This window comes from Streptomyces sp. NPDC002698, from assembly GCF_042888945.1.
GTDB lineage: Bacteria > Actinomycetota > Actinomycetes > Streptomycetales > Streptomycetaceae > Streptomyces.
On sequence record NZ_JBIAQM010000042.1, the window covers coordinates 1 to 26,733 of the forward strand.

The 26,733-nt window shown below is 71.3% G+C and carries 23 protein-coding genes, 1 tRNA gene and 2 pseudogenes; 19 read left to right on the plus strand and 7 right to left on the minus strand.

Annotation, left to right across the window (positions count from 1 at the left end; genetic code table 11):
- Window positions 1-237: 237 nt before the first annotated feature.
- Window positions 238-630: a helix-turn-helix domain-containing protein gene (locus ACFYW9_RS35600; RefSeq protein ID WP_351874602.1), complete on the minus strand. Its 393-nt coding sequence runs from the start codon at window positions 628-630 to the stop codon at window positions 238-240.
- A gap of 146 nt (window positions 631-776) precedes the next feature.
- Here ACFYW9_RS35600 and ACFYW9_RS35605 point away from each other — a divergent pair, with 146 nt between their 5' ends.
- On the plus strand, window positions 777-1,622 hold the full coding sequence (locus ACFYW9_RS35605) for an NAD(P)H-binding protein (protein ID WP_389159277.1): 846 nt from the start codon (window positions 777-779) through the stop codon (window positions 1,620-1,622).
- Window positions 1,623-1,726: 104 nt separating this feature from the next.
- Here ACFYW9_RS35605 and ACFYW9_RS35610 read toward each other — a convergent pair whose 3' ends face one another.
- Both ACFYW9_RS35610 and ACFYW9_RS35615 read right to left on the minus strand, forming a co-directional pair.
- Window positions 1,727-2,338 (minus strand): hypothetical protein, encoded by a 612-nt coding sequence (locus ACFYW9_RS35610; RefSeq protein ID WP_389159278.1) that lies wholly within the window; start codon window positions 2,336-2,338, stop codon window positions 1,727-1,729.
- A 255-nt stretch (window positions 2,339-2,593) separates the two neighbouring features.
- Window positions 2,594-3,319, minus strand: a complete 726-nt coding sequence (locus ACFYW9_RS35615) for a siderophore-interacting protein (protein ID WP_351874611.1) — start codon at window positions 3,317-3,319, stop codon at window positions 2,594-2,596.
- Window positions 3,320-3,455: 136 nt separating this feature from the next.
- Here ACFYW9_RS35615 and ACFYW9_RS35620 point away from each other — a divergent pair.
- Window positions 3,456-4,055, plus strand: a pseudogene (locus tag ACFYW9_RS35620) (GNAT family N-acetyltransferase); the annotation flags it as partial.
- Between the two features lie 216 nt (window positions 4,056-4,271).
- Here the strand turns inward: ACFYW9_RS35620 and ACFYW9_RS35625 are convergent.
- Both ACFYW9_RS35625 and ACFYW9_RS35630 read right to left on the minus strand, forming a co-directional pair.
- Window positions 4,272-5,588, minus strand: coding sequence for a cytochrome P450 (locus ACFYW9_RS35625; RefSeq protein WP_389159279.1), 1,317 nt, complete (start codon window positions 5,586-5,588; stop codon window positions 4,272-4,274).
- Window positions 5,589-5,618: 30 nt separating this feature from the next.
- Window positions 5,619-6,974, minus strand: a complete 1,356-nt coding sequence (locus ACFYW9_RS35630) for a glutamine synthetase family protein (RefSeq protein ID WP_389159280.1) — start codon at window positions 6,972-6,974, stop codon at window positions 5,619-5,621.
- Window positions 6,975-7,515: 541 nt separating this feature from the next.
- On the opposite strand from ACFYW9_RS35630, the gene ACFYW9_RS35635 reads away from it, so the two are divergent.
- From ACFYW9_RS35635 to ACFYW9_RS35670, 8 genes are all read left to right on the plus strand, one after another.
- Window positions 7,516-7,704 carry a ferredoxin gene (locus ACFYW9_RS35635; RefSeq protein ID WP_326783586.1) on the plus strand — a complete coding sequence of 63 codons (189 nt, stop codon included), beginning with the start codon at window positions 7,516-7,518 and terminating at the stop codon, window positions 7,702-7,704.
- A gap of 5 nt (window positions 7,705-7,709) precedes the next feature.
- Window positions 7,710-8,918: an NAD(P)/FAD-dependent oxidoreductase gene (locus ACFYW9_RS35640; RefSeq protein ID WP_389159281.1), complete on the plus strand. Its 1,209-nt coding sequence runs from the start codon at window positions 7,710-7,712 to the stop codon at window positions 8,916-8,918.
- Window positions 8,919-8,940: 22 nt separating this feature from the next.
- Window positions 8,941-9,747 carry an acetoacetate decarboxylase family protein gene (locus tag ACFYW9_RS35645; RefSeq protein WP_389159282.1) on the plus strand — a complete coding sequence of 269 codons (807 nt, stop codon included), beginning with the start codon at window positions 8,941-8,943 and terminating at the stop codon, window positions 9,745-9,747.
- A 40-nt stretch (window positions 9,748-9,787) separates the two neighbouring features.
- Window positions 9,788-11,251, plus strand: a complete 1,464-nt coding sequence (locus tag ACFYW9_RS35650; protein ID WP_389159283.1) for an aldehyde dehydrogenase — start codon at window positions 9,788-9,790, stop codon at window positions 11,249-11,251.
- Window positions 11,244-12,179 carry a 3,4-dihydroxyphenylacetate 2,3-dioxygenase gene (locus ACFYW9_RS35655; RefSeq protein WP_389159284.1) on the plus strand — a complete coding sequence of 312 codons (936 nt, stop codon included), beginning with the start codon at window positions 11,244-11,246 and terminating at the stop codon, window positions 12,177-12,179. The genes ACFYW9_RS35650 and ACFYW9_RS35655 overlap by 8 nt, the downstream gene beginning before the upstream one ends.
- Window positions 12,180-12,188: 9 nt before the next feature.
- Window positions 12,189-13,034: a fumarylacetoacetate hydrolase family protein gene (locus tag ACFYW9_RS35660; RefSeq protein ID WP_351874631.1), complete on the plus strand. Its 846-nt coding sequence runs from the start codon at window positions 12,189-12,191 to the stop codon at window positions 13,032-13,034.
- Between the two features lie 155 nt (window positions 13,035-13,189).
- Window positions 13,190-13,816, plus strand: a complete 627-nt coding sequence (locus ACFYW9_RS35665; protein WP_351874633.1) for a TetR family transcriptional regulator — start codon at window positions 13,190-13,192, stop codon at window positions 13,814-13,816.
- A 171-nt stretch (window positions 13,817-13,987) separates the two neighbouring features.
- Window positions 13,988-15,448: an APC family permease gene (locus tag ACFYW9_RS35670; RefSeq protein ID WP_389159285.1), complete on the plus strand. Its 1,461-nt coding sequence runs from the start codon at window positions 13,988-13,990 to the stop codon at window positions 15,446-15,448.
- Window positions 15,449-15,476: 28 nt separating this feature from the next.
- On the opposite strand, the gene ACFYW9_RS35675 is transcribed toward ACFYW9_RS35670, so the two are convergent.
- On the minus strand, window positions 15,477-16,217 hold the full coding sequence (locus tag ACFYW9_RS35675) for a type 1 glutamine amidotransferase (protein WP_389159286.1): 741 nt from the start codon (window positions 16,215-16,217) through the stop codon (window positions 15,477-15,479).
- Between the two features lie 129 nt (window positions 16,218-16,346).
- On the opposite strand from ACFYW9_RS35675, the gene ACFYW9_RS35680 reads away from it, so the two are divergent.
- A complete protein-coding gene (locus ACFYW9_RS35680) occupies window positions 16,347-17,837 on the plus strand; it encodes an aldehyde dehydrogenase (protein ID WP_389159287.1) in 1,491 nt (496 codons plus the stop codon).
- On the plus strand, window positions 17,834-18,544 hold the full coding sequence (locus ACFYW9_RS35685; protein WP_389159288.1) for a gamma-glutamyl-gamma-aminobutyrate hydrolase family protein: 711 nt from the start codon (window positions 17,834-17,836) through the stop codon (window positions 18,542-18,544). The genes ACFYW9_RS35680 and ACFYW9_RS35685 overlap by 4 nt, the downstream gene beginning before the upstream one ends.
- A gap of 62 nt (window positions 18,545-18,606) precedes the next feature.
- On the opposite strand, the gene ACFYW9_RS35690 is transcribed toward ACFYW9_RS35685, so the two are convergent.
- Window positions 18,607-19,179: a MarR family transcriptional regulator gene (locus tag ACFYW9_RS35690; RefSeq protein WP_351874648.1), complete on the minus strand. Its 573-nt coding sequence runs from the start codon at window positions 19,177-19,179 to the stop codon at window positions 18,607-18,609.
- Between the two features lie 134 nt (window positions 19,180-19,313).
- On the opposite strand from ACFYW9_RS35690, the gene ACFYW9_RS35695 reads away from it, so the two are divergent.
- The 7 genes and pseudogenes from ACFYW9_RS35695 (at window position 19,314) to ACFYW9_RS35725 (ending at window position 26,636) form a co-directional block, all read left to right on the plus strand.
- A tRNA-Trp gene (locus ACFYW9_RS35695) sits at window positions 19,314-19,386 on the plus strand.
- Between the two features lie 107 nt (window positions 19,387-19,493).
- Window positions 19,494-19,895, plus strand: coding sequence for a YciI family protein (locus ACFYW9_RS35700; RefSeq protein ID WP_389159289.1), 402 nt, complete (start codon window positions 19,494-19,496; stop codon window positions 19,893-19,895).
- Window positions 19,892-21,142: an RNA polymerase sigma factor gene (locus tag ACFYW9_RS35705; RefSeq protein ID WP_389159290.1), complete on the plus strand. Its 1,251-nt coding sequence runs from the start codon at window positions 19,892-19,894 to the stop codon at window positions 21,140-21,142. The genes ACFYW9_RS35700 and ACFYW9_RS35705 overlap by 4 nt, the downstream gene beginning before the upstream one ends.
- Before the next feature lie 92 nt (window positions 21,143-21,234).
- Complete coding sequence (locus ACFYW9_RS35710) at window positions 21,235-22,200, plus strand: phytoene/squalene synthase family protein (RefSeq protein WP_389159291.1); 966 nt, start codon at window positions 21,235-21,237, stop codon at window positions 22,198-22,200.
- A 55-nt stretch (window positions 22,201-22,255) separates the two neighbouring features.
- The gene (locus ACFYW9_RS35715) at window positions 22,256-23,002 is read left to right on the plus strand and encodes a phosphotransferase (RefSeq protein ID WP_351874660.1); all 747 of its coding nucleotides are present in this window, start codon (window positions 22,256-22,258) and stop codon (window positions 23,000-23,002) included.
- 51 nt (window positions 23,003-23,053) lie between these two features.
- Window positions 23,054-23,475 (plus strand): annotated as a pseudogene (locus ACFYW9_RS35720) (transposase); the annotation flags it as partial.
- A 191-nt stretch (window positions 23,476-23,666) separates the two neighbouring features.
- On the plus strand, window positions 23,667-26,636 hold the full coding sequence (locus ACFYW9_RS35725; RefSeq protein ID WP_389159292.1) for a hypothetical protein: 2,970 nt from the start codon (window positions 23,667-23,669) through the stop codon (window positions 26,634-26,636).
- Window positions 26,637-26,733: the final 97 nt, after the last annotated feature.

The window sequence follows — 26,733 nt, forward strand, 5'->3', positions numbered from 1 at the left end:
GGGGGCGTTGGGTTGCTTGGGGGGGCCGACGGGGGTTGGGCCGTTAAATCAACTTTAGGCGCGGGGGGGGGGGGCGGCGCCCCCCCCCCCGCCCCGGGGGGGGGGGGGCCGCCACGGGTCGGTCCTCGGGGCGGGGGCTCTGTGATCCCGGACCCATCCGTCGACGTTCCCGGACCCGTCCGCCGACGCGGTCCGCCGGCGAAGGACGTACCCGGGTCGGGCTCACCCGCTGACGCGCTAGCGGGCTGGGTCGGTGTCGTAGTCGTTCCGGGCCTGTTCGACCTTGTCCAGGTTGGCGGCGGCCCAACCGGCGAGGTGGGCGAAGAGCGGGGCCAGGCTGCGGCCCAGCTCGGTGATGTCGTACTCGACCCGGGGAGGCACTTCCGGGTGGTACGTGCGGACGACCATGCCGTCGCGTTCCAGTTGCCGCAGCCGCTGGGTCAGCACCTTCGGCGTGATCGTGCCGATCCGTCGTTCCAGCTCCACGAAACGCAGTCGGCCGTGCGAGTTGAGCGTCCACAGGATCGGTGTGGTCCACCGGCTGAACACGATGTCCACGACCGCACTGGTCGGACAGGCGAGTCGAGGGTCGGCCGTATCGGCTGCCACCCAGTCCGTGTTGCCGGCCATCAGCACCTCTGGGGATAGTCGCTTTCCTCTAGGTACCTACTATATCCACGGTGTTAGCGTCCCCGTGTCGCCAGGAGAGCAGCTCTCCGCGACGGTCCCGCCCACTCGGGCGCGACAACCCTGCTGAATCGACACGGGAGTTGTTCATGTTCGTAGTGACGGGGGCAACAGGCAACGTCGGCCGATCGCTCGTCCGGACCCTCGCGGCAACCGGTGTGCGGGTGACCGCGACATCCCGGGGGATCTCGGACGCGGATGTTCCGGAGGGCGTCGGGTACGCGCAAGCCGACCTGGCCGATCCGGAGAGCCTGCGGTCCGTGTTCGACGGAGCCGACGCGCTGTTCCTGCAGAACGGGGGACCCGGCGCGCACCTGCTGAGCCCACGGGACATCCTCGACGTCGCCAAGGCCGGCGGGGTCGGGCGAGTCGTCCTGCTGTCCTCCCAGGGAGTCGCGACCCGACCCGGGTCGGCCTCGCACGGGGAGACGGGGCGCTCCATCGAGGACGCCGTCAGGGAATCAGGGTTGCCCTGGACGATCCTGCGGCCCGGAGGCTTCGACTCCAACGCGTACGCGTGGGCCGAGTCGGTCCGCGCCCGGAGGACCGTCGCGGCTCCGTTCGCCGACGTCGGCCTGCCGACCGTCGACCCGGACGACATCGCCGAGGTCGCCGCCGTCACCCTGCGTGAGGACGGCCACGCCGGACGGATCTACGAGCTCACCGGGCCCGCTCTCAACACCCCCCGCCGGCAGGCCGAGGCGATCGCCGACGCGCTCGGCGAATCCGTCCGGTTCGTCGAGTTGTCCCGCGACGAGGCCCGCGCGCAGATGCTCCGATTCATGCCCGAGCCCGTGGTCGAGACCACGCTGGCCATCCTCGGTGAGCCCACCCCGGCCGAACTGCGCATCGGCCCCGACGTCGAGCGGATCCTCGGCCGCGCACCGGGTGCCTTCGCCGACTGGGCCCGCCGCCACGTCGCCGCCTTCCGGTGAGAGCGCCGGGGCCGGCTGCGCTTCGGGCATGACCGAGGGCTTCGGGGCAGCCCCGGCCCTCGCTGACGGCGACCGCGGCTCTGCCCCGTCGGTCGGTCCGCGCTTCAGAGGCCGCGCGCGTCGGCCAGGACCGCGGCCTGCTCCAGCATGCGGGTCGGTTCGCGGCCGTTGCCCCAGGCGTCGTTGAAGGACGGTACGGACTCCACGTGCGGGCCGAACTCTCTGCGGATCGCCTCCAGCAGCACGGCCATGGCCTGTGCCTCGACATGGCGGTCACCGCCCGACTCCCTGAGGATCGCGCCCAGCGAACACAGGCGGCCGTCGTCGTCGGTCAGGGCTCCCGCGCACCAGCCGTCCGTCCGCAGGCGCAGTGAAGCGCGGTGCAAGAGGCCCGCGACGGGGGTGGCGTGCGGGGCGGGGCCCGGGGGAGCGCTGGGGACGGGAGGGGCCGGGAGGGGTGAGACGGGAGCCGATGGGGCTCCGATCCGGGACCAGTCGACCGGGGTCGTCTCGATGTGCGCGGTGTTGACCTCGTAGGCGACGGCCGCCTGTGCGAGACGGGCGTCCATCTCCGTTTTGACCGCGGCCAGGCGGGCCTCCAGGCCGTCGCCGGGCCGCCGCTCGGGCACGGGCCGCGCGGCGACGGGCGGGGCGGTGCCGGCGGGTCCGGATGCGGGGGCGTGTTCGGCGGCGACGGTGCGCGTGGGGGACTGCATGAAGGATGGATTCCTGGCGCGCCCCGAGTTCAGCGCCGCCGAACGGGCGGTACCGGGCGCGGGGCGCGCCAGGACGGTGGAGCTGGTGGCCAGGTGGCCGGATGGCCGGGTGGCCCCTGGCTCGGTCAGGTCGCGGTCGGCCGGCCGCGCGGACAGCGGACCCGGTTGCCGTACCTCCCGTACCTGCCGTACCTGCCGTACCTGCCGTACCCGCTGTGCCTGTCGTACCCGCTGTGCCTGGTCACGCGTGTGTGCTCAGCTCGCCCGCCAGTAGCCGAGCGCGCTGACCCGCTGCTTGGGCACCGACAACTCCTTGCGGACATGCGCCGACAGCGCGCGCGTGGTCGCCGTGTCGCACGCGATCCACACATACGGCCGAGGGCTGTCCTTCAGCAGCTCGGGAAGGGCCGCCTTCACCTCGTCGACCAGCCCGCGCCCGGCGTCCCGGCGCGCCACCTGCCGTACGTCGTGATGCGTGGCGGCCCGGTACGGCAGGCCCTCCAGGCTGCCCTCGAACCAGATCGTCGCGGGGACCGGGCCCAGCGCTGTGAGCAGGGAGTTGAGGGCGGGCAGGGAAGCGGGGTCGGCCACGGCGATGACGTGTGAGGGCGCGGGTTCGGGGTGCTCGAAGCCGGTGCCCTGGACCGTCGCCTCGATGGTGTCCCCGGGCTTCGCCGCCCTGGCCCAGTCGCTCGCGCATCCCTCGTGCAGGGCGAACTCCAGACTGAAGGTGCCGGCCGCCGGATCCGGGTCGACCAGGGTGTACGCCCGCTGGTGGGGCCGGCCCGCGTTGTCGAACCACAGCCGTACCCACATCGTCGGGTGGACGCCGGTCACCGCGAGCATGCCTCCGTCGGTGAAGTGCAGCCGGCGGTACTCCGCGGTGACGTCCTCCGAGCCCGTCACGGTGAACGCGTAGTCCTTCGCACGCAGCAGTTTGAGAACCGCGCCTTCCCAACCCCGCCCCTGCGCCTGCCCCATTGCTTCCTCACCCTTCGGTACGACTTCACCCTGGCATTTAATTAGGTGAGCCTAACCTAATATGACCGAGTGGCGCACAGGAGGGTCACAGGAAACCGCCGGGTCACGACTGTCGCCGGCTGAACGAGGGAGACCGATGTCCGACACATACGCCACGCGCGCGGCCCTGCACGAGCAGTTCGTCGACGGCTACGGCGCCGTCCGTGTCCTGCCCCTGGACGCGCGGCTCGACGGCCCGGTGATCCATGGCTGGGTGAACGCGGACAGGGCGGCCTTCTGGGGCATGAGAGACCTGGCCGAGGATCAGGTCATCGCGATATACGCCCACATGGAAACGCTCGACACCCACCACGCCCACCTGCTCGTGAAGGACGGCGAGCCGGTCGCGCTGCTGCAGACGTACGAGCCGGCCGCCGATCGGGTCGGCGCGTGCTACCCGGTCGAACCCGGTGACATCGGCGTCCACCTGCTGATGGCACCGGCCGGACCCGGCGGCGGGCGGTCCGGCTGGACCACGGCACTGCTGAGCGCGGCGGCGTCGTACGTCCTGCTGGGACTGGACCGCGACCGTGTCGTGGTCGACCCCGACGTACGCAACGAGAGGGCCGTCGCCCGCTTCCGCCGCCAGGGCTTCACCCCGGGCCCGGTGGTCGTTCTGCCGGAGGTCGACCTTCCCGACGTCCACCTGCCCGAGAAGCGTGCCCAACTCGCCTTCCTCGCCCGGGAGACGGTGTTCCCGGACCGGGTGCTGGAACAGGCAGGTTCGGCGGACGCCATGGCGAGTGTCTCCCCGTCGGGACCGCGCCCGGCGGTGGCTCCGGCCGGCTCCACCTGGTGACGGACCGCTGACGACGGGTTCGGGCCTCCGGCGGCTGTCCCCCGCCCGGCGGGGCGGGGGACAGCCATGGCGTGTGGCGCGTGTGTGGCGGAGTGCGTCCGCGGGCCACTTCCGTCAGGTGAGCGTGACCTCGACCGGCAGCTTCTTGATGCCGTTGACGAAGTTGGACAGGACGCGGGGCGCGTCGCCGGCCAGCTTGATGTCGGCGATCCTCGGGATCAGCTCCTCGAACATGATGCGGATCTCGGTACGGGCGAGCAGGTTGCCCAGGCACAGGTGCGGGCTGCCCTTGCCGAAGGTGATGTGGTCGTTGTTCGTGCGCGTGACGTCGAAGTCGTACGGGTTGCCGAAGACCTCCTCGTCACGGTTGCCCGAGGCGAACCACATGACCACCTTGTCGCCCTCCTTGACCCGCTTGCCGCCGAGTTCGACGTCGCGGGTGGCGGTGCGGCGGAAGTGGTAGACGGGGGAGGCCCAGCGCAGGAACTCCTCGACCGCGCCCGGGATCAGGGACGGGTCGTCCTTGAGGCGGGCGAGCTGCTCGGGGTGCTGCAGGAGCGCCAGCATCGAGTGCGAGATGGTGTGGCGGGTGGTCTCGTTGCCGGCGACGACCAGCAGCAGGAAGTAGTTGTCGAAGTCCTGCTCGGACAGCGGGACCCCGTCGCGCGGAACGGTGTTGACCAGCTTGGAGACCAGGTCCGTGCCGTTGCCGCCGCGGCGCTGGCGGGCCAGTTCCCGTCCGTACTCGAAGACTTCGAGGGATGCGGGCGAACGGAAGGGCAGGTCGCGGTACTTGTCGCTCTCCGCGCTGTGCAGCAGCACGTCCGCGTAGTCGGGGTCGGTGTTGCCGATGATGCGGTTGCCCCAGTCGATGAGCTGCTGGTTGTCCTCCGGCGGCACGTCGAGGAGGCGGGCGAGGACGTTGATGGGGAAGTCGGCGGAGACGTCGGCGACGAAGTCGAAGGTGCCCTTGGCCAGGGCGGCGTCCAGGGTCTGAGCCGTCAGGCCGCGCAGGAAGTCGCCGTAGCTGTTGATGACGCTCGCGCCGAACTGGCGCTGGATGACGCTGCGCATCGCGCGGTGGCGGACACCGTCCAGCTCCAGGATGGACGCCCGCTTCTTGATCTGGTCGTCGTCGAGCTCTTCGAGGTTGACGAACTTCGAGGACGTGAAGGTCTCCGCGTCGCGGTCCACGGTGGCGATGTCCGCGTGCCGGGTGACCGCCCAGAAGCCGGAGTTGGGTGCCTCCTCGGGCTGCCAGTGCACCGGGTCCTCGTGGCGCAGGGTGTGGAACATGCGCCACGGCTTGATGCCGTCGGCGAAGTTGTCGAGGTTCGCGAGGTCGACCTCTTCGAGCGGCAGGGGCTCGGCGAGGGCGGCGCGCAGTTCGGCCTGGGTGGTGGGCGTGGCGGGAACGGTGGGGCTGGTCATGGTGGTTCTCCTGGGCCGGGCTTCGAAGGGTCAGAGGTGGTAGGCGTACTCGGTGAACTCCCAGTCGGTGACGTGCCGCCCGAAGCGCTCGACCTCGTCCCGCTTGTAGGTGAGGAAGGACGAGGTGAAGTCCTTGCCGAGGATGTCGGTCAGGGCGGTGTCCGCCTCCAGCGCGTCCAGCGCGGCGGCCAGGCTCGTGGGCAGCAGGGCGGAGCGCGCGGTGTCGTAGCCGTAGCCCTCCAGGGGCGCCTCCGGCTCCTCGCCGGCCCGGACACCGAGGAGCGCGGCGGCGATGGTCCCGGCGATCAGCAGGTAGGGGTTGGCGCTGGCGTCGCCGAGCCGCAGCTCCAGACGGGCGCCCGAGCCGCGCTCGGGCGGGATGCGCACCATGGCGCTGCGGTTGTCGAGCCCCCAGTCGATCAGCCAGGGCGCGAGGGTGTCGGGTCCGAAGCGCTTGTACGAGTTCACGGTCGGGTTGGCGAGCGCGGCGAGCGCGGGGGCGTGGGCGAGGATGCCCGCGATGGCGTGGCGGGCCGTGGCCGAGAGGCCGTACGCGCCCGACGGGTCGTCGAAGGCGTTGCGGCCCTCGGCGTCGTCGCAGGACAGGTGGAGGTGGAAGCCGGAGCCGCCGGCGTCGCCGAAGGGCTTGGCCATGAAGGTGGCGAGGTTGCCCTCCTGGCGGGCGAGCTCCTTGACGGCGGCCTTGAAGCGGAAGGCGCGGTCGGCCGCGTCCAGGGCCGCCGAGTGGGTCAGGTTGATCTCGTACTGGCCGCCGTCGAACTCGTGGTTGCCGGTGACGACGCCGAGGCCCAGGTCGCGCAGCATGCGCAGGGTGCGCAGCAGGTGGTTGCCCGGATCGGCGCGCAGCCCGGCGGTGTAGACGGCTCCGGTGGCCTCGGGGGAGCGGCGCCAGCCGGTGGGGGTGCCGGGGGCGGGTTCCAGCAGGAAGTACTCCAGCTCGGGGCCGACGACAGGGCGCAGACCCTGCTCGGCGCACCGGGCCAGGACGGTCCGCAGCAGGTCGCGCGGTGATTCCGGGGCGGGGGCCCTGGTCGCCGGGTCGGTGACCTCGCCGAGGCAGGTCGCGACCCCGGGCTCCCACGGCAGTACGGCCGCCGTGGACAGGTCGGGGCGTACGGACACGTCGGGCAGGCCGGCGTCCAGGCCGCCCGCGACGGGGACGACGTCGCCCTGGGGCGTGGTGTGGTAGACGGCGCGGCAGAAGGCCAGTCCGTGCTCGCAGGCCGAGGGCAGGTGGTCGAGCAGGACGTCACGGGCGCGGTCGGTGCCGATCAGGTCGGGATAGACGACCCTGACCACGTCGACGCCCTCGGCGGCGAGCCGCTCCATGTGCCGGCGGATGTCTGGGGTGTCGGATGCGCTCACCGTTGTCTCCTTGGCGGAAGGGTGGGGTGTCCCGGTGGCCTGAGGCCGGGGACGCGTGGTGTGCAGAGAACGGGAGCCGGGGTGCGGGGGAGGGGGTGCCGCTCGGAACAGTCCGGCGCCGGGGCGGCGGCACCTCGCGGCGTCGCGGCCTCGTCCGAGTGCGTTCCGCGGGCGGACGAGGATGCGCCTTGGAGACGCGCTCCCACAGGCCGAAAGGCGTGGGAGGCATCCCGGGGTACCAGACCCCGCGGCCTGGTCCGAACTGCTCCGAACGACACCCTCGGGTCGAACCCCGAGTCGGTCGTTTGAGTCCGAACGGTATGAGGCGGGTTGCGGTCCCGCAAGGGGGCGGCGGTAAGAATTTATCCACCTGGACAGGTATTGACCAGGGCCGAACGGCTTCCTATGTTGTTTGAAGCCAAACGAGTCAGGGACACGGCTTCGTGTCCCTTTGGCCGAGGGGCCCGGTCCGGCATCGGTCGGGCCCCTCACTTCCCCTTCCCTCCCTGCTCCGACGCCCGTATCCACAGGAGGACCGGCCATGAAGGTCGTCGTCGACATGATCAAGTGCCAGGACCACGGCCAGTGCGTCTTCGCCGCCCCCGACGTCTTCTCGATGGACGACGACGGCCACCTCGCCTACGTCTCCGACGTGGACGAGGCGCTGCGCGACGAGGTCGAGGAAGCCGCCGACGTGTGCCCGCTCCAGGCCATCCGGATCGAGGGCTGATCCCGATGACCGCACGCGTAGTCGTCGCGGGCGCCTCCATGGGCGGCCTGCGCGCCGCCGAACAACTGCGCGCGGCGGGCTGGGCCGGCGAGGTCACCGTCGTCGGCGACGAGCCGCACATGCCCTACAACCGGCCTCCGCTGTCCAAGGAAGTCCTCGCGGGCAAGGCCTCGTTCGAGTCCCTCGCCTTCACCCCGAAGGCGGCCGCCGCCGATGTCGAATGGCGGCTCGGAACGCGGATCACGACGGCCCGCCTCGACGAGCGCGTGGTCGAACTCGCCGACGGCGAAAGGCTCTCGTACGACGGACTGGTCGTCGCCACCGGAATGCGCCCCCGCCGGCTGCGCTGCCCCGGCCCGCTCGTGGGGCGCCACACGGTCCGCACCCTCGCCGACGCCCAGATCCTGCGCGACGCGCTGATCCGGCCCGGAGCGCGGGTGGTGGTCGTCGGCGCCGGATTCATCGGCTGCGAGGTCGCCGCCACCGCCGTAGGACTCGGCGCGGCGGAGGTCACGGTCGTCGACCCCCTGCCGCTGCCCATGGCCGGTCCGCTCGGCGGCCTGCTGGGCGGTGCGCTGCTCAAGCGGCACGAGGAGCGCGGAGTGCGCTTCGCGCTCGGCACCGGAGTCGCCGGGTTCCAGGGCGACCAGCGGGTCACCGGTGTCGTCCTCGGCGACCGAACGGTCCTCGCGGCCGACGTGGTCGTGGAGTCGGTCGGCTCGGTCGCCAACACCGAGTGGCTGGACGGCAACGGACTCGACCTGTCCGACGGAGTCCTCACGGACGAGCACCTGCGGGTCGGCGGACGCCCCGAGGTCGTCGCGGTCGGCGACGTCGCCCGCTTCCCCAACGCCCGCTACGACGGCGTACCCCGCCGTGTCGAGCACTGGTCCATCCCGACGGACACCGCCAAGCACGCCGCGAAGGTCCTCGCCGCCCATCTCGACGGCGAGGAGAGCGAGTCGGCTCCCTTCGCGCCGCTGCCCACCTTCTGGAGCGACCAGCACGAGTTCCGGCTCCAGTCCTTCGGCTCGCCCCTGCTCGGCAAGGACGACGTGCGGATCCTCGAAGGCGACCCGGACGGCGACGTCGTGGTCGGCTACCACACCGGCGACCTGCTGGTCGGCGTCGTGGCGCTCGGCGGCCAGTCCGCCGCGATGCGCGCGGCCCGCTACCGCGCCCAGCTGCTGAAGCAGCCCGCCCTCACCGCGTAACGAAGCGTTAGGAATCCCCGCTATGTCCCCAGTCCGTGGCTACTTCCACCCCAAGACGGCCGGTGGCACCTCGTCGCTCGTCCCGTCGCCGCCGTGGCGCTACTCCGGCGACCTGCTCACCGTCGAGTACCGCACGGACCCCGCGCGGGTCCGTGAACTCCTCCCCGAACCGCTGGAACTGGCCGACGAGGACCCGGGCGCGGTCGCGCTGATCTGGGCCGACTGGCAGTCCTGCTCCTCCTCCGCCGAGGAACTCCTCGACCCGGTGCGCGCCCAGTACAAGGAGGCCTTCGCGGTCGTCCGCTGCCAGTACCGGGGGCAGACCTACAGCCGCTGCGTCTACATCTGGGTCGACAAGGACTTCGCCATTGCCCGCGGACTGCACCAGGGCTACCCGAAGAAGCTCGGCTCGATCCACCAGACCCGCCCGCACCCCTACGGCCCGGCCCCGCGCATCGAGGCCGGCGCCCGCTTCGGCGCCACCCTCGCCGCCGCCGACCGGCGCCTCGCCGAGGCCGTGGTCACCCTGCGTGAGCCGTCCGAGACCAACGGCTTCGTCAACGGCCACCCCATGGCCCACCACCGCTGGCTGCCCTCCGTCGAGAAGGGCAAGGGCCTCGCGCTCGACGAACTCATCGAGACCGGCGCGGCCTCCTTCGAGGCCGGACAGGCCTGGGTCGGCGACGCGGACCTGACGCTGTTCGAGGCACCCACCGAGGAACTGGCCCGCCTGGAGATCCGCGAGCCGATCGCCGCCTACTACCGGCAGGTCGGCGTCGTCTGGGACGGCGGACGCCTTCTGGAGTCCGGCACCTCCGGCGCCGAGTGACCCCGACCACCGTACCCACCACAGGACTTGGAGTCCGGACATGACCGAGCACACCCTCACGGTGGCCGGGGTCGCCGTCGACACCCGGCACTGGATCGGCGGCGAACGCGTCGCCTCCGCCGAGACGTTCACCGACGTCTCGCCGATCGACGGAAGCGTCATCGGCGAGATCTCCCGGGGCACCGCGGCGGAGGCCGATCTGGCCGTGGCCGCCGCGAAGGCCGCCTTCCCGGCCTGGGCCGCCACCTCCCGCGCCGAACGGGCCCGCATCCTGCACGCCGTCGCCGACGGCGTGGAGAAGCGGATCGAGGACCTGGCGATCGTCGAGACCACCGACAACGGCGCCCTGCTGCGCTCGCACCGCCGGGGCGTGATGCCGCGCGTCGCCCACAACTTCCGCTTCTTCGCCGACTGGCTCCTGAAGCTGGACCACGAGGACTTCGAGACCCGCGGCCACACCAACCACGTCAGCTGGGACCCGGCCGGCCCCTCGGTGCTGATCACCCCCTGGAACGCCCCGCTGATGCTGTCGACCTGGAAGGTCGCCCCGGCCCTCGCGGCCGGCAACACGGTCGTCCTCAAGCCCGCTGAATGGACCCCGCTGACCGCGTCCCTGCTCGCGGACATCGCCGCCGAGGCCGGACTGCCCGCCGGCGTCCTCAACATCGTCCAGGGCTACGGCTCCGAGATCGGCGACGCCCTCACCTCGCACCCCGACGTGCGCCGCATCAGCTTCACCGGTTCCGTGCCGACGGCTCGGCGGATCTCGGCGTCGGCCGCCCCGAACCTCACCCCGCTCAGCCTCGAACTCGGCGGCAAGTCACCGCTGTTGGTCTTCGCGGACGCCGACCTGGACCTCGCCGTCGACCTCGCCGTCGAGCAGTACGACAACGCGGGCCAGGTCTGCCTCGCCGCCACCCGCATCCTGGTCGAGGAGAGTGTCGCCGAGGAGTTCACCCGCCGGTTCGTGGAGAAGGCCGCGACGATCGTGCAGGGCGACCCGCGCGACGAGGCCACCGACATCGGCCCGAACATCCACGAGCGCCAACTGGAGAAGATCGACGGCTTCGTGCGGCGCGCGCTCGAAGCGGGCGCCCGCGCGGTCATCGGCGGCCACCGCGGAGAAGGCCGGTACTACGCGCCGACCCTCCTCACCGACGTCGCCCAGGACTCCGAGATCGTCCAGGAGGAGGTCTTCGGACCCGTCCTGACCCTCCAGACCTTCACCACCGAGGACGAGGCCGTCCAACTCGCCGACGACACCCGCTTCGGGCTCGCCGCCACCCTCGCCACCGGCGACCGGGACCGCGCCGCCCGCGTCACACAGCGGCTCGTCGCCGGGACGGTCTGGGTCAACTGCTTCTTCGTACGCGACCTCCAGGCACCCTTCGGCGGCTCCCGGCACTCCGGCGTCGGCCGCGAGGGCGGCACCTGGAGCTTCGACTTCTACTGCGACCTGAAGAACACCGTGACCGCGCCGAAGGGATGGAAGGACCATGGGTGAGATCGTCGGGGCGGGGCTGCTCGCCCACGTCCCCACCATCGTGCTCCCCGAGGAGATCCGGCTGGAGCTGAACGAGGGCAAGGAGATCACCCTCGTCACCGGCCTGGAACAGCTCCGCAAGGAGGTCTTCGAACGCGACGACTACGACACCGTCGTGGTCCTCGACTCGCACTGGGCGACCACCGTCGAGTTCGTCGCCACCGCCCAGCCGCGCCGGGCCGGCCTGTTCACCTCCGAGGAACTGCCGCGCGGCATGTGCAGGATGCCGTACGACTACCCCGGAGACCCCGAACTCGCCCACAACATCGCGAAGTTCGCGGACAAGCACGGCACCTGGATCACCGCGATCGACGACGAGTACCTGCCGGTCTACTACGCCACCATCAACCTCTGGAAGTTCCTGGGCCAGGGGCTGCCCGACAAGCGGTGGGTGACCATCGGGGTGTGCCAGACCGGTGACATGGAGGACCACCTGCGCCTCGGCCGGGCCCTCGCCGACGGCATCGCCGCCACCCCCGGCCGCCGGGTGCTGCTCATCGCCTCGGGCGCCCTCTCGCACACCTTCTGGCCGCTGCGCGAACTGCGCGACCACGAGTCCAGCGACCCGGCGCACATCTTCACCCCCGAGGCGCGCGAGGCCGATCAGGAGCGCATCGCCTGGTTCAAGGAGGGCCGTCACGACAAGGTCCTCGACACCATGGACGAGTTCTGGAAGTACAGGCCCGAGGCCAAGTTCTTCCACTACCTGATGATGGCCGGCGCCCTCGGCGAAGGAGCCTGTGTCGCCAGGGCCCGCCAGTACGGCGAGTACGAGAACTCGATCGGCACCGGCCAGGTCCACCTCTGGTTCGACCGTCCGGCCGACGGCTGGACCGGCGCGGGAACACCCGCGCCCGTCGCACCCCACAACCCGCACCGACGTTCCTAGGAAGCCGCCATGCCCGAATACCGCCGCATCCTCCTCGACGGCGCCGCCGTCCAGGTCACCGTCGACGGGGACGAACTCGTCGCCGGAGACGGCCGCCGGGTCAAGACCGAGGAGGCGCAGCACCTGCCCCCGGTCGTGCCCTCCAAGGTGATCGCCGTCCACCTCAACCACCAGAGCCGCGTCGACGAGTTCGGGATCGAACTCCCGCCCACCCCGACGTACTTCCACAAGCCCACCTCGGCCCTCAACTCCCACAAGGGCGCCATCGTCCGCCCCGAGGGCTGCAAGTGGCTCAACTACGAGGGCGAGGTGGCCATCGTCATCGGGAAGACGGCACGCAACATCTCCCCGGCCGAGGCGGGGGAGTACATCGCCGGCTACACCGTCGCCAACGACTACGGCCTGCACGACTTCCGGGACACCGACGCCGGCTCCATGCTCCGCGTCAAGGGCTCCGACACCCTGTGCCCGCTCGGCCCCGGCCTGGTCACCGACTGGGACTTCCGCGGCAAGAGCCTGCGCACGTACGTCAACGGCGAGGTGGTGCAGGACGGTTCGACCGACGAGATGCAGTGGGACATGCACTACCTCGTCGCCGACATCGCCCGCACCATCACCCTGTACCCCGGCGACGTCCTGCTGTCCGGCACCCCGGCCAACTCCCGCCCCGTACAGCCCGGTGACGTCGTCGAGGTCGAGGTCGAGGGCCTGGGACGGCTCACCAACCACATCGTGACCGGCCCGACCCCGATCCGCGCCGACGTGGGTGCCCAGCCCACCGAGTCCGAAGAGGTCCTGTCCACCGCGCTCGGCGGGGACTGGGAGTTCCGCGGCATCCGTCCGCCCCGGCGCTGATGCCCTCCGCACGAGGGCGCGGCGCCGGCCAGGACGGCGTGAGCCGCCCGGCGGGCCGCTCCGGCGCGCGGCGCGCGGAGCCCGGCACGGGCACCACCAAGGGGCCCGCGCCGGTCCGCCCCGGGCCCCTTGAGCAGGCGGGTAGGGTCGGGACCATGACCGAAACCGCCGAGACGCCTGAGGGCCGCAAGCCGCGTCGGCGCATGAACTACGGGGAGGGCCGCGAAGCCCTGCTCAACGCCGCCGTGCGCGTCGTGGCCAGGGGCGGGCTGCGCCGGCTCACCTACCGGGCCGTGGCGGAGGAGGCGGGCACCACGCACGGTCTTGTCGTGCACCACTTCGGTTCGCGCGACGCGCTGATCGAGGAGGCGGTCGCGCACGCGATCCGCACCTCCCTGAACACCAGCGCGCTGGAGCCCGGGACCGGCAAGGTGGAGGACTTCTCGTTGGGGGTGTCCGAGATGGTCACGGCCGATCCGGACATCCAGTCGTTCCAGTACGAGCTGCTCCTGGAAGCCAGGCGCCGCCCCGAACTGCTCCCGCATCTGCGCGCGTTGTACGACGAGTACTTCGACGCCACCGGACGCGAGCTGTCCCGCATGCTGCCCGACGGTGCCGGGCAGCCGCTCACCCGGCTCGTTTTCGCCGCCCTCGACGGCCTGGTCCTGCACCAGCTCGTCTTCGGCGGCCCCGAGGTCACCGACGCCGCCATCGAGGAACTGCGCTCGCTGCTCCGGCTGCTGGAGGCCCAGCGGCACACCGACGCCGAGGGCCGCGACTGACGTTCCGACCCGCGTGTCTCAAGGCCCCGGACGCCTGCCGTCCGGGGCCTGTCGCGTTCTGCGCGGGGAAACCGGCCGCAGCCCCTTGTCAAACGGATAGTTCCAGCTCAGTATGAGGCAACTCGTTTGGCCTGAAACGAATCCCTCTTTCCTCACTGGCAGGTGATCCGAGTGGACAGTCAGACAGCGGTCGTGAACCAGACCGCGCCCGACGCCCCCACAGCAGGCAAGCTCAAGCCCAACTCGCTCGGCGTTCTGGGCATCCTCTTCTTCGTCCTCTCCGCCCAGGCGCCGCTGACCGGTGTCGCGGGCGCCGTTCCCATCGCCGTCGGCATCGGAAACGGTGCGGGGGCACCTGCCGCCTATGTGGTGGCGGGTCTGATCACCCTGCTCTTCTCCGTCGGCTTCGTGGCGATGGGCCGGCACGTCGTGGACGCCGGCGCCTTCTACACGTACATCGGCAAGGGGCTCGGCCGGACCGTCGGGACCGGCAGCGCGGGGATCGCGCTGTTCGCCTACTGCGCGATCCAGGCCGCCATGTACGGCCTGTACGGGGCGACCGTCAACGGCCTGCTCGCCCACTACACCGGGGTGGACGTGCCCTGGTGGGCGTGCGCGCTGGTCACGATGGTGATCGTCCAGGTGCTCGGCAGTGCGGGCATCGAGATGGGCGCGAAGGTGCTGGCGGTCTTCGTCCTGGCCGAGTTCAGCATCCTCAGCGTCTTCGCGCTGGTCACCTTCTTCAAGGGCGGCGGGCCCGAGGGCCTGGCCTTCACGCAGTCCTTCTCGCCGAGCGCGGCGTTCGACGGCGCCCCGGGCGTGGCCCTGATGTTCGCCGTGGCGTCGATGATCGGCTTCGAGGCCACCGCGATCTACGGCGAGGAGGCGCGCGAACCCCGCAAGACCGTCCCGCGGGCCACCTACGCGGCCGTCGCCTTCGTCACCGGCTTCTTCGGGTTCGCCTCCTGGATGCTGGTCTCCTCCTACGGACCCTCGAAGGTGTCCGGGGCGGCCGGCAAGGCCCTGGAGAGCGGCGACTCGACGAGCTTCGTCTTCGCGCCCATCGCCGACCTGCTCGGCACCTGGGTCAACGACGTCCTGCCCGTCCTGCTGGCGACCTCCCTCTTCGCCGGCATCCTCGCCTTCCACAACTCCGCCAACCGCTACCTGTTCTCGCTCAGCCGCGACGGACTGCTGCCGCGCAAGCTGTCGTCGATCAACCACCGGCACTCGCCCAGCGTGGCCGGCTGGGTCCAGACGGCCGTCGCGGTCCTGCTGGTGGTCCCGTTCGCGCTGGCCGGCAAGGACCCCGTGGTGACCCTGTTCTCCTGGGGCAGCGGCGTGGCCGTCCTCGGCATCATGGCGCTGTACCTGCTGACGTCGGTCTCCGTGGTGACCTTCTTCCGCCGCGAACGCCTGGACACCCGGCCGTGGAACACCCTGATCGCTCCCTCCCTGGGGGCCCTCGGCGTGGCCGGGGCGATCTGGCTGATCGTCCAGAACTTCACCACGCTCATCGGGGGCGAGGGCGGCACCGCCCTCGTGCTCGAGCTGACCGTCCCGGCCGTCCTCGTCCTGGGCCTCGTGGCGGCACGGCTCACCCGTGACAAGGCAGGTGCCGCCGGCGGCTGACGCACACCGGGCCGGTCGGCCGGCCCGGTCAGCCGGTCCGACCGGCCCGGTTCACCGCCCGGCCGGTCCGGTCCGCCGTCCGGCCGAGGAAGCCGTCGACCAGCCGGCGGGCGTTCGTCCGGGCCATGGGTTCCATGGCCCGGCTCCGCGCCAGCAGTTCGCCGGGGTCCACACCATGACGTACGCACTGCTCCGCTCCGCCGGCCTCGATCCAGCCGCGCACCATCGCCGTGGTGATCTCCGGATGGAACTGCACACCCAGGCCGGTCTCCGTTTCGAAAGCCTGGACGCACACCTCGTTGCGGGCCACCTCCTCGGCTCCCGGCGGCAGGACGCAGCGGTCGAAGTGCCACTGGAACCAGGGGCCCGGCCCCACCAGGGACGGATCGTCCGTGGCGACCTCGACCCAGCCGATCTCCGGGCGCGGCGACGCCTCCACGCGACCGCCGAGCGCGGTGGTCAGCGCCTGGGCGCCGAAACAGACCCCGAGCACCGGGACGCCGAGGCGGTCGGCCTCGCGCAGAAGGGCCAGTTCGCCGTCGATCCAGGAACCGACGGCCGTCCGGTCGTACACCGACCACGGGGCGCCCAGCGAGACGATCAGGTCCCAGCCGCCGGCCTCGGGGAAGGTGAACTCGACGTCCGGCGCGTGATGGCGGTGCTCGGGCACGACCGTCACGACGGTGAGGTCGTACCCGCGCTCCTCCAGCCGGGCGCCGACCAGCCCCGGCTCCGTCACGTGGTCGTGCTGGACGACGAGTGCGCGCACCGTGGCACTCCCTTCCCCGCGATGCCCGCGGACCTGCCGGATCAATGGCCGGATCAATGGAAGGAGCCCTTGCCCGGGCTCCGCGCTCATCTTATCGTTTGGGTTCAAATAACTTTCTGGAGGTCCCGCATGACGGACGTCACCTACGAGGAGTGGCTGCTCCGAGCCAAGTCCCTGGACCTTTCCGGCGCCCATCACATCGACGGCGCCGACGAGGACGGCGGAGGAGCCGCCTTCGACGCCGTCTCGCCCCGTGACGGCCAGGTGCTCACCCGCGTCGCCGACGCGGGCACCGCCGAGGTCGACGCCGCCGTCGCCGCCGCCCGCCGCGCCTTCGACACCGGCCCCTGGCCGCGCCTCGCCCCCGCCGAACGCGGCGCCGCGCTGCTGCGCATCGCCGACCTCCTCCAGGAGCGCCGCGCCGACCTCGCGCTCACCGTCAGCCTGGAGATGGGCAAGCCCGTCACCGACGCGTACGACATCGAACTGCGCGCCCTGATCAACACCTTCCGCTGGTACGGGCAACTGGCCGACAAGCTCACCGACGAGTCACCGCACACCGGCGCGGACGCACTCGCCCTGGTCACCCGGGAACCCGCCGGAGTCGTCGGCGCCGTCGTGCCGTGGAACTTCCCCCTGACCCTCGCCGGCTGGAAGGTCGCCCCCGCGCTCGCCGCCGGCTGCACGGTCGTCCTCAAGCCCTCGGAGAACTCGCCCCTGTCCGCGCTCCTCCTGGGCCGCATCGCCACCGAGGCCGGACTGCCGCCGGGCGTCCTCAACGTCGTGGGCGGCACCGGCCCGGTGGCCGGCCGGGCGATCGGCCTCCACCCGGACGTCGACGTCCTCGCCTTCACCGGCTCCACCGCCGTCGGCCGCCACTTCCTGCACTACGCCGCCGACTCCAACCTCAAGCGCGTATGGCTCGAACTGGGCGGCAAGTCGCCGAACATCATCCTTCCCGACGCCCCCGACCTGGAGAAGGCCGCCGCCACCGCGGCCTGGGGCATCTTCTTCAACCAGGGCGAGATGTGCACGGCCCCCTCCCGGCTGCTCGTACACGCCTCGATCGCGGAACAGGTCACCGAGTCCGTCGTACGACGCGCACGTGAACTGCGGATCGGCGACCCCCTCGACCCGTCCACCGAGATGGGCGCCCTGGTCGGCGAGGCGCACCTGGGCCGCGTACAGGACCACATCTCCACCGGCCTGGCCGAGGGCGCCCGGCTGCGCACCGGCGGCTCCCGCACCCTCACCGACACCGGCGGCAGCTTCCTGGAACCGACGGTCTTCGACCGGGTGGACCCCGGCATGAGGCTCTCCCGGGAGGAGATCTTCGGCCCGGTCCTGTCGGTCCTCGCGTTCGACGACCTGGACGAGGCCGTACGGCTGGCCAACGACACCGAGTACGGCCTCGCCGCGGGCCTGTGGACCTCCGACCTGTCGACCGCGCACCGGGTCTCCCGCGCCCTGAAGGCCGGCACGGTCTGGGTCAACTGCTACGAGGAGGGCGACCTGACCGTCCCCTTCGGAGGCATGAAGCAGTCGGGCAACGGCCGCGACAAGTCGGCCCACGCCCTGGAGAAGTACACCGAACTCAAGACCACCTGGATCCAGCTGTGACACGCCCCCTGATCGCCGTTCCGGCACGCTTCTCCGCGACGACCTCCGCCCTGCGGTACGCCGCCGAGGTCAACGCCCGCGCCCTGATCGAGGCGGTGTGGCGGGCCGGCGGCGAACCGGTGACCATCCATCCGGCCGATCCCGCCGTCACGGACGTGACCGCACGCCTCGCCCGCTTCGACGGGGTCCTGCTCCCCGGCGGCGGCGACCTCGCTCCGCACCGCTACGGAGCCGCCGACACCCACGACAGCGTCTACGACGTCGACGACCTCCAGGACGCCTTCGACCTCGAAGTCGCCCGCCGGACCCTGGACTTGGGCCTTCCGCTGCTGGCTGTCTGCCGCGGCCTCCAGGTCGTCAACGTGGCCCTCGGCGGCACCCTGGAACAGGACATGGGCGGCCCCGAGCGCGAACACCGGCACATCGTGCACCCGGTGGCCATCGAGCGCGGAACCCTGCTGGAGCGGGCCACCGGCGCACAGAAGGCGGAGGCGTCCTGCTATCACCACCAGCGGGTCGAGCGCCTCGGCTCAGGTCTGAGGGTCACCGCACGCGCCGCGGACGGGACGGTGGAGGGCCTTGAACTCCCGGACGTCGAAGGGTGGTTCACGGCCGTGCAGTGGCACCCGGAGGACACGGCCCATGAGGACGCCGTCCAGCAGGCGCTGTTCGACGCGCTGGTTCGGGCGGCCGGCGAGGGACGCTGATCCGGCGAGGGACGCCGATCCGGCTGTGGGGTTACGGGGCCGTGGGGCTTCGGGGGTGACCCTCAGCCCTTCGCCCGGCGGCCGCTGCGGCGGCGGGCCGGTTCGGCGCCGTCGAGGAGGGTGAGGCGGCGTTCCTCGCCCTCCTCCTCGACCTGGCGCACGACCTGCCGCAGTCCTTCGGCGACGGTGTGGCAGTCCTCGTCACTGAGCCGTGAGGCGACGAACGCCTCCTCCTCGTTGAACCGCGGGAACAGGTGCTGCATCAGCGCCTCGCCCTCGTCGGTGAGACTGAGCAGCTTCAGCCGGCCGTCGGAGGGATGACCGGCCCGTGTCATCAGCCCCCGTCCCTCCAGGGTCCGTGAGACACCGGTGAGCGTGCCCTTGGAGATCCCGGCTTCCTCGGCGACGTGCCGGGTCTCCGACTCGCCCCAGACCCAGACCACCCAGAGCACGACGAAGGACGTCCAGGTCAGATCCGCGTCGCGCAGCACCGAGTTCTCCAGGTGCTGCCGGACCGCCGAGGCGGCACGGTAGATGTTGGCGACCACCGCCATCTGCTCGCGGTGTATCGGGATACCGCCCAGCTTCGCGGCTGCCAGCTTCTCCGCTTCGGTGATGGACCGGTGGCCGGGCACAGGCACGCTCCGTTGATCGTTCGGACCCAAATTGTACGGGACGACGCGCGGTCCCCCTGGTCCCCACCGGATTCGGGGAGACGGAAAACCCGTGGAGACGAACCGGGCGGGTCGTGCAGGCTTGCACGTGTCGAAGGGGTGTAGCTCAGAGGCCAGAGCGCCGGCTTCCAAATCCGGACGTCGCAGGTTCGACTCCTGCCTCCCCTGCTGTGGATTCCCGGGAATTTCTTCGCCGGCGATGTAGAGAACCCGTGGGCGGCTCCGTTCATGGGGGAGTGCGCCAGACTGGGCGGGCCGAAGATCGAGGAGTTCACGTGCCGAGGTTCCTGTTGATGGTCGACCACGACGGTGGGGAGTTCGAGCAGCCCATGGACGAGTGGGCCCCGGACGATGTCACGGCGCACTTCGACTACTACGAGGCGTTGACCAAGGAACTGGTCGCGAGCGGTGAGATGGTGCAGTTCACCGGGCTCGCCGACCCGCGTCTCGCCAGGATCGTGCGCTCTGACGGAGCTTCGGCGCCGGTGGTGACCGACGGGCCGTTCCCGGAGTCCAAGGAGGTTCTGGCCGGGTTCAACGTCGTCGACGTGGAGTCCGAGGCTCGGGCGCTGGAGATAGCCGCCAGGATTTCGGCGGTGCCCGGACCCGGCGGGGTTCCGACGCGGCAGCCGGTCGAGGTGCGCCAGGTCATGAACGACATCGCGTTCGACCTGTGACGGACGGCCCGATCGCCGAGGACCTGCTGCGCGAGCTGGTGCCGCAGGTCCTCGGCACGCTCGCGCAACGCCTGGGGGACTTCGACGCGTGCGAGGACGCCGTCCAGGAGGCCCTGATCGCCGCGGCGCGGCACTGGCCCGCCCACGGGGTGCCGGAGAACCCGCGCGGCTGGCTGCTGCGGACCGCCACGCGCCGCTACACCGACCGGATGCGCGGCGAGACGGCACGACGGCGGCGCGAGGAACGTGTCGCGAGGGAGCCGGCCCCCGCCGCGGGCCCGGCCGACGACGACACTCTCGCGGTGCTGTTCATGAGCTGTCATCCCGCGCTCACGCCCGCCTCGGCGATCGCCCTGACCCTGCGGGCCGTCGGCGGACTGACGACCTCCCAGATCGCGGCCGCCTACCTGGTCCCCGAGGCGACGATGGCGCAGCGCATCAGCCGGGCCAAGCAGCGCCTGAAGGCGTCCTCGGTGCCGTTCGGGGTGCCCGTCCCGGGTGCGCCGGACTGGCCCGCGCGGCTCGACTCCGTACTGCACGTGTTGTACCTGCTGTTCAACGAGGGTTACACCGCCTCGGGCGGCTCGGTCCTGCACCGTGCCGACCTGTCCGGTGAGGCCGTCCGGCTGGCCCGGCAGGTGCACCGGATCCTGCCGGACGAGGGGGAAGTGGCCGGGCTGCTGGCCCTGATGCTGCTGACCGACGCCCGCCGCCCGGCGCGCACCGGCTCGCACGGCGAGCTGGTCCCCTTGGCCGAGCAGGACCGCACGCTCTGGAACCGCCGTCTGATCCAGGAGGGTTCCGCGCTGGTCATCGGCACGTTCGCGAAGGGCGGGCGGCCCGGCGCGTACCGGTTGCAGGCCGCCGTCGCGGCCGTGCACGGCGCCGCCGTTCGCGCCGAGGACACCGACTGGCCGCAGATCCACGGCCTGTACGAGCTGCTCGAACACGTGACGGGCAGCCCGTTGGTCACCCTCAACCGCGCGGTCGCCCTCGCGATGGTCGACGGTCCGGCCGCCGCCCTGGCGCTGCTCGACCGCCTCGACGCCGACGACCGGGGCCCCCTCGCCGGCCATCACCGGACGCACGCGGTGCGGGCCCACCTGCTGGAGATGGCGGGAGAACCGAAACCGGCCCTGCGCCACTACCGCCTGGCCGCCGCCCTCACCACCAGCATCCCCGAGCAGCGCTACCTCACCACCAAGGCAGCCCGACTGCAACGGAGTTCGCCCCCGTCGACCGACTGACGAACGGTCGTCCACGTCCTCCGCGGGCGAACTCGTCATCTTCATCAAGACACTTCCGGCCCGGAAGTCAGAGACCGAGTAGGGAATACGACATGCCCACGTGGGCCCGAACACTGCGCGAGACCGGCATCACCGAGCCGGACCTACGGATCGCGTACGGTCGACAGCGTACGTTCGTCAGGCGATTCAGAGCCGCGGAGTACCTGACCGTCCGCCTCCTGCTTCCGGCACGCCTGCACCCACCGGTCATCGCCGCGGTCGCCTTCATGCACGAGACGGACGAGCGCATCGATACGGGCACACGCGAAGCGCGCGGTACGGCGCTGGAGTCGTGGGCGTCCGCCACACGTGCGGTACTCGACGGCGCGACCACCACCGATGCGACGCTCAGGGCACTCGGGGACGCGGCCACGCGACACCCTGAGCTGCGGCAGCCCGTCGAAGCCTTCCTGCGCGGGGCACGGCACGAGGTCGAGTACACGGGCTTCGGCACCGAGGACGAACTGCAGTCCTACGTCGACGGATACGCGCTGCCCGCCTTCATGCTCCTGGTCTGTCTTCTGGAGCGTGGGGACGCCACGGACGACGAGGTGTTCGTGCGGCGCTGCCGTGACCTCATCGAGGCGATGCAGCGCATCGACTTCCTCGAGGACCTCGCCGAGGACGCGGCAGAGGGGCAGGTCGGCATCCCGGGCGAGGACCTGGAACGGCACGGTCTGTCCGTCGCGGCCCTGCGGAGCCCCACGGACGCCGTCCGCGCGCGACTGGGCCGACTGGTCCAAGAACAGATCGAATTGGCTCGCCCACGTCTGTCCGCAAGCGGACAACTGGTGAGCCTGGTGCCACCGGGGACGCGCCCCTTCGTCACCGCCCTGCTGCGGGTGCAGGAACTCCGGTTGGCCGCGGTCGGCCGGAAGGCCGGCGAACTCGCCGACGGCGGCGCGCGCCCTTCCGTACCGGCGCTGCTGGGCGTGCTGGCACGTCAGTACCGGGCCGTTCGGCGAACGCGGTGGACATCGCTCCGTCCCGGCCCTGTCCCCCGACGATCACGAGCGTGATCGCACGCGACAAACCCGGTGACGTCGGCGATCAGCCCCGGGATACTGGTCGCCCATGGATGAGGTCGAAGTCGTCGTCGCCCATTCCGAGCGCGCGACCCTGCGCGTCGGCGACGTGTTCCTGAAGGTGGACGCCGATCAGGCGCGCGTCGACGCCGAGGTCGAGGCGATGGCCCTCGCGCCGGTCCCGACCCCGGAGGTCCTGTGGCGCAAGCCGCCCGTGCTCGCGATCGCCGCGCTCCCGGGGGCGACGCTCGGGCGCCTCGGCGGGCCGTCGACCGGGTCGCCGGCGGCGTGGGCCGCGGCGGGCGCCGCCTTCCGGAAGCTGCACGACGCGCCGCTGCCGCCCCTGCCGGGCCGGGCCGGCCGGAGCGTCGTCGCGCTGGCGGCGGAACTCGACGACGAGTGCGAGTCGCTCGTGACGAACGGTGTCCTGCCGGCCGACCTGGTCACCCGCAACCGCCAGGTCGCCGAGGCCGCGCTCCGGCCGTGGACTCCGGCGTTCACGCACGGCGACCTGCAGATCGCGCACGTCTTCGTCGACGGCGACGAGGTCACCGGCATCATCGACTGGTCCGAGGCGGGCCAGGGTGACGCCCTGTACGACCTCGCGACCTTCACGCTCGGACACGAGGAGCGCCTCGACGACGTCGTCGCCGGCTATGGCACCGACGTCGACCTCGACGTGATCCACGCGTGGTGGTCGTTGCGCAGCCTGCTGGTGGTCCGCTGGTTGACCGAGCACGGCTTCGACCCGTTCGCGCCGGGCTGTGAGGTCGACGTGCTGAGATCCCGGATGTGAGGCCGCGCGGGATCTACCGATCCGCGGTTGGCTATCTGGTGATGTGACCGGGTGAGTGAACGCAAGCCGTATCCGAGTGACTTGTCGGACGAGCAGTGGTCGTTGGTCGAGCCGGTGATCGCCGCGTGGAAGGACCGGCACCGCTCGGTCAGCGGCCACCAGGGCGCCTACGGCATGCGGGAGATCGTGAACGCGATCCTCTACCAGGGGCGGACCGGCTGCCAGCGGGCTCACCTCCCGCACGACCTGCCGCAGAAGAGCGCGACCTACTACTGCTTCGCCGCCTGGCGCGACGACGAACCGACCAGGTCATCCATGAACTCCTGCGCTGCCAGGTCCGCGAACGCGCCCGGCGTTTAGAGGACCCGACCCTGGTGGTCCTGGACACCCGGAGTGTCCAGGTGGCCGCCGGGGTCCCCGCCGCCACGAGCGGACACGATCCCGCCAAACGGGTGCCCGGTCGCCATCGCGGCCGGCAGCGCCAGGGTGATCACAAGGGAGGTGGTGAGAAGGACGAGGGTGACGGTCATGGCGGGCTCCCATGGGCGAGCGGGGTGTTGACACGACCGTTGTGCCGGTTGTGGAGTACGTCGGGGTTCGGATCGGACGATGATGAACGATTGCGGACACTGAGGTGTTGGGGGACTGCGGGGTGCACGGACACATGGGCCCGGATGAGGTGTTGGCGGAATTGAGGCGCCGCTTGCAGGATGGTCTGGCCGAAGCGCGTCTGGACAAGGCGCAGTTGGTCGCACGGGTCGACATCGCCCGTACCACGGTGTTTGCGGCGTTGGAGGACGGTGCTCCTGTTCCGTCGGCCAGGACGGTGGCCGGGCTGGGTGCGGCCCTGAAACTGCCCGTCCAGGAACTGCTGGATCTTCAGCGGCAGGCCGGCCGGCGCGCAGAGGCGGCAGCGGAGGATGCCTGTGGGCCCGGACAGCCGTTGACCGAGTGGGATCCACATGAGCTGGAGGTCCATCCTGCCGGCGTCCAGCCGGCATTGGGCGCGGATGGTGTGCGGGGCAGGAGACTGCTGCCTGGTTATGTGCGTCGCCCGCACGACGGACTGCTCGCTGCTGCGGTGCATGATGCGGTGGAGGGCCGCAGCCGGATGGTCGTGCTGGTCGGGTCTTCTTCGACGGGCAAGACCAGGGCGTGCTGGGAGGCGGTGCAGCCGTTGGCCGGGGAGGGCTGGCGGCTTTGGCACCCCTATGATCCGAGCCGTGCCGACGCGGCTCTGGAAGAGCTGCACACGGTGGGTCCGCGGACGGTGGTGTGGCTGAACGAAGCTCAGCACTACCTGGGCGACCCGCGGTTGGGGGAGCAGGTCGCGTCTGCCGTCCGTACCCTCCTCAACGATCAGGAACGGGGACCGGTCCTGATCCTGGGGACGCTGTGGCCGGAGTACGCAGACCTCTACACAGCCCTGCCCACACCTGGTAGCCCCGACCGGCACAGCGGGACACGCGAGCTGCTGGCGGTGCGCACGGTTCTGGTTCCGGACACCTTCGACGCCGAAGCTCTGCAGGCGGCACGCGGCCTGGCCGAGCAGGGAGACCGGCTGCTGGCCGACACGCTCACCCGCACCACGGCGGAGGGACGGGTCGCCCAGGACCTGGCCGGAGCCCCGGAGCTGCTGCGCCGCTACGAGCACGCCACTCCAGCGGCACGGGCGCTGCTGGAGGCGGCCATGGACGCCCGCCGTCTGGGTGTCCGCCTGCACCTGCCGCAGGCGTTCTTGATCGACGCGGTCGATGACTACGTGACGGAGACCGACTACGACGCTCTGGACGAGAACTGGGTCGAGGAGTCGTTCGCCAACCTGGCCCGCCCCGTCCACGGCAAGCAGACCCCCCTACGGCGTGTGCGGCACCGTCCGGCCCGCCGCCTGGCGGCCCAGCCCCCCGCGGGCGGTGGTTCCGGTACGACCGCGGGGGCCGGCCCCGTGTACCGCTTGGCGGACTTCCTCGAGGAGCACGGCCGGACCGTGCGCCACGCGTCATGTCCACCCGCCTCCTTCTGGTTCGCCGCTTACACCCACCTGACCGATCCGGGTGACCTTCACTTTCTCGGCCTTGCGGCGGAACGCCGGCAGCGCCTTCAGTGGGCGCACCGTCTCTATCGTCAGGCCGTGTGTCGAGGCAGCGTCGAGGCGCTGCAGGATCTGGCAGAGATGCGCTGGAAAGCGGGCGACGTCCAGGGCGCGGGAGACCTCGCTCAGCGAGCGGCCGAAGCCGGTGACACCGGCGTTCTGCGCTGGTTCGCCGAAGGACTGGAAGAGCTCGGGGACCTGAAGGGGGCGGAGCTTCAGTGGCAGAAACTGGCGGACGCCGACCAGAGCGGGGCGTTGTTCCGGCTGGCTGATCTGCGGGAGCGGACAGGCGATCGTGAGGGCGCCGAGGCTGTCGCTCAGAGCGCGGCAGACAACGGCGACAGCAGTGTGCTGAGGGAGCTGGCGCTGCGACGGGACACAGCGGGGGACCGTACGGGAGCCGAGGCACTGGCCCAGCGGGCATATGAGGCCGGTGACGCCAAGGCGATGGGCCACCTCGCCGTACTGCGCCATCAGGGCGGAGACCCGGAGGGGGCCATGTCCCTGGCCCACAGGGCCGCGGACGCCGGTGATACGAGTGTTCTGATCCGACTCGCAGACCTGCGGATGGACACGGGCGATCGTGAGGACGCCCAAGCGATGTGCCGGCGCGCGGCCGACCGGGGAGACACCGGCGCGCTCATCCGGCTTGCCGGACTGCGAGCAGCGGAGGGTGACCATGAGGAGGCCGAGGCGCTGATGCAACGGGCGGCCGACGCGGACAACACGTGGGCGTTGGGCCGGCTTGCCGGCCTGCGCGAAGCGGCCGGTGACTTCGAGGAGGCCGAGGACCTGGCCCAGCGTGCAGCCGACGCCAAGGACACCAGGGGGCTCTTTCGTCTCGCCGTCCTGCGATGGGAGGCAGGCGATCGACAGGGGACGGAGACCTTGGCCCGGAGAGCAGCCGACGCGGGGGACCACGGGGTGCTGTTCCGGCTGGCCCGCCTGCGGGAGCGTGCCGGTGATCAGCCTGCTGCGGATCTCCTTGCTCAGCGAGCTGTCGATATCGGCGATCCGGGCGCACTGTTGCGACTGGCCAGCCTGCGGGAAGAAGCAGGCGATCGCACAGGAGCCGGGACTCTGATGCAGCGAGCAGCCGACAGGGGCGACCCGGAGGCGCTGCTGCGACTGGCGGACTGGCGGGAAGACGAAGGTGACCGTGAGGCGGCGCAGACACTGGTCCAGCAGGCGGCGGACACCGGCCATCCCGCAGCGCTCATCCGTCTGGCCGTCCTGCTGGAACGGGCCGGCGACCGCGAAGAGGCCGAGATCCTGGCTCAGAGGGCGACAGACAAAGGCCAGTACACGGCCATGATTTCGCTGGCGGTGGCGCGGGAGGAGACGGGGGACCGAACGGGCGCCGAAGCCTTGGCACGACGGGCCGCAGACACCGGTCGCCTGAGTCCCCTCACACTGGAGCTCGACGGACAGACACACACGGCGCTTTTGCGGTACTTCCCGCATGGACTGGACCCGGACGGACTGCCGTCCCTGCCTTGGACAGAAGCGGTGCCCGGCATGGACTCCCGCTTCGGTGAGTGAAGGACCGTCGTCAGGGGTGCGGTGCCGGCAGTCACCGGGACGATACTGCCCCGCTGCTCCCCGCACGCGCAGGGGTGTCCCGGCGAGGACGATCGAG

Bases quoted from the DNA above. Each gene is read 5' to 3' on its own strand.
- ACFYW9_RS35660 (WP_351874631.1), top strand. From the start codon at position 12,189: ATGCCCGAATACCGCCGCATCCTCCTCGACGGCGCCGCCGTCCAGGTC.
- ACFYW9_RS35725 (WP_389159292.1), top strand. From the start codon at position 23,667: ATGGGCCCGGATGAGGTGTTGGCGGAATTGAGGCGCCGCTTGCAGGAT.
- ACFYW9_RS35655 (WP_389159284.1), top strand. From the start codon at position 11,244: ATGGGTGAGATCGTCGGGGCGGGGCTGCTCGCCCACGTCCCCACCATC.
- ACFYW9_RS35640 (WP_389159281.1), top strand. From the start codon at position 7,710: ATGACCGCACGCGTAGTCGTCGCGGGCGCCTCCATGGGCGGCCTGCGC.
- ACFYW9_RS35625 (WP_389159279.1), bottom strand. From the start codon at position 5,588: ATGACCAGCCCCACCGTTCCCGCCACGCCCACCACCCAGGCCGAACTG.
- ACFYW9_RS35650 (WP_389159283.1), top strand. From the start codon at position 9,788: ATGACCGAGCACACCCTCACGGTGGCCGGGGTCGCCGTCGACACCCGG.
- ACFYW9_RS35665 (WP_351874633.1), top strand. From the start codon at position 13,190: ATGACCGAAACCGCCGAGACGCCTGAGGGCCGCAAGCCGCGTCGGCGC.
- ACFYW9_RS35635 (WP_326783586.1), top strand. From the start codon at position 7,516: ATGAAGGTCGTCGTCGACATGATCAAGTGCCAGGACCACGGCCAGTGC.
- ACFYW9_RS35615 (WP_351874611.1), bottom strand. From the start codon at position 3,319: ATGGGGCAGGCGCAGGGGCGGGGTTGGGAAGGCGCGGTTCTCAAACTG.
- ACFYW9_RS35715 (WP_351874660.1), top strand. From the start codon at position 22,256: ATGGATGAGGTCGAAGTCGTCGTCGCCCATTCCGAGCGCGCGACCCTG.
- ACFYW9_RS35645 (WP_389159282.1), top strand. From the start codon at position 8,941: ATGTCCCCAGTCCGTGGCTACTTCCACCCCAAGACGGCCGGTGGCACC.
- ACFYW9_RS35710 (WP_389159291.1), top strand. From the start codon at position 21,235: ATGCCCACGTGGGCCCGAACACTGCGCGAGACCGGCATCACCGAGCCG.
- ACFYW9_RS35680 (WP_389159287.1), top strand. From the start codon at position 16,347: ATGACGGACGTCACCTACGAGGAGTGGCTGCTCCGAGCCAAGTCCCTG.
- ACFYW9_RS35605 (WP_389159277.1), top strand. From the start codon at position 777: ATGTTCGTAGTGACGGGGGCAACAGGCAACGTCGGCCGATCGCTCGTC.
- ACFYW9_RS35610 (WP_389159278.1), bottom strand. From the start codon at position 2,338: ATGCAGTCCCCCACGCGCACCGTCGCCGCCGAACACGCCCCCGCATCC.
- ACFYW9_RS35600 (WP_351874602.1), bottom strand. From the start codon at position 630: ATGGCCGGCAACACGGACTGGGTGGCAGCCGATACGGCCGACCCTCGA.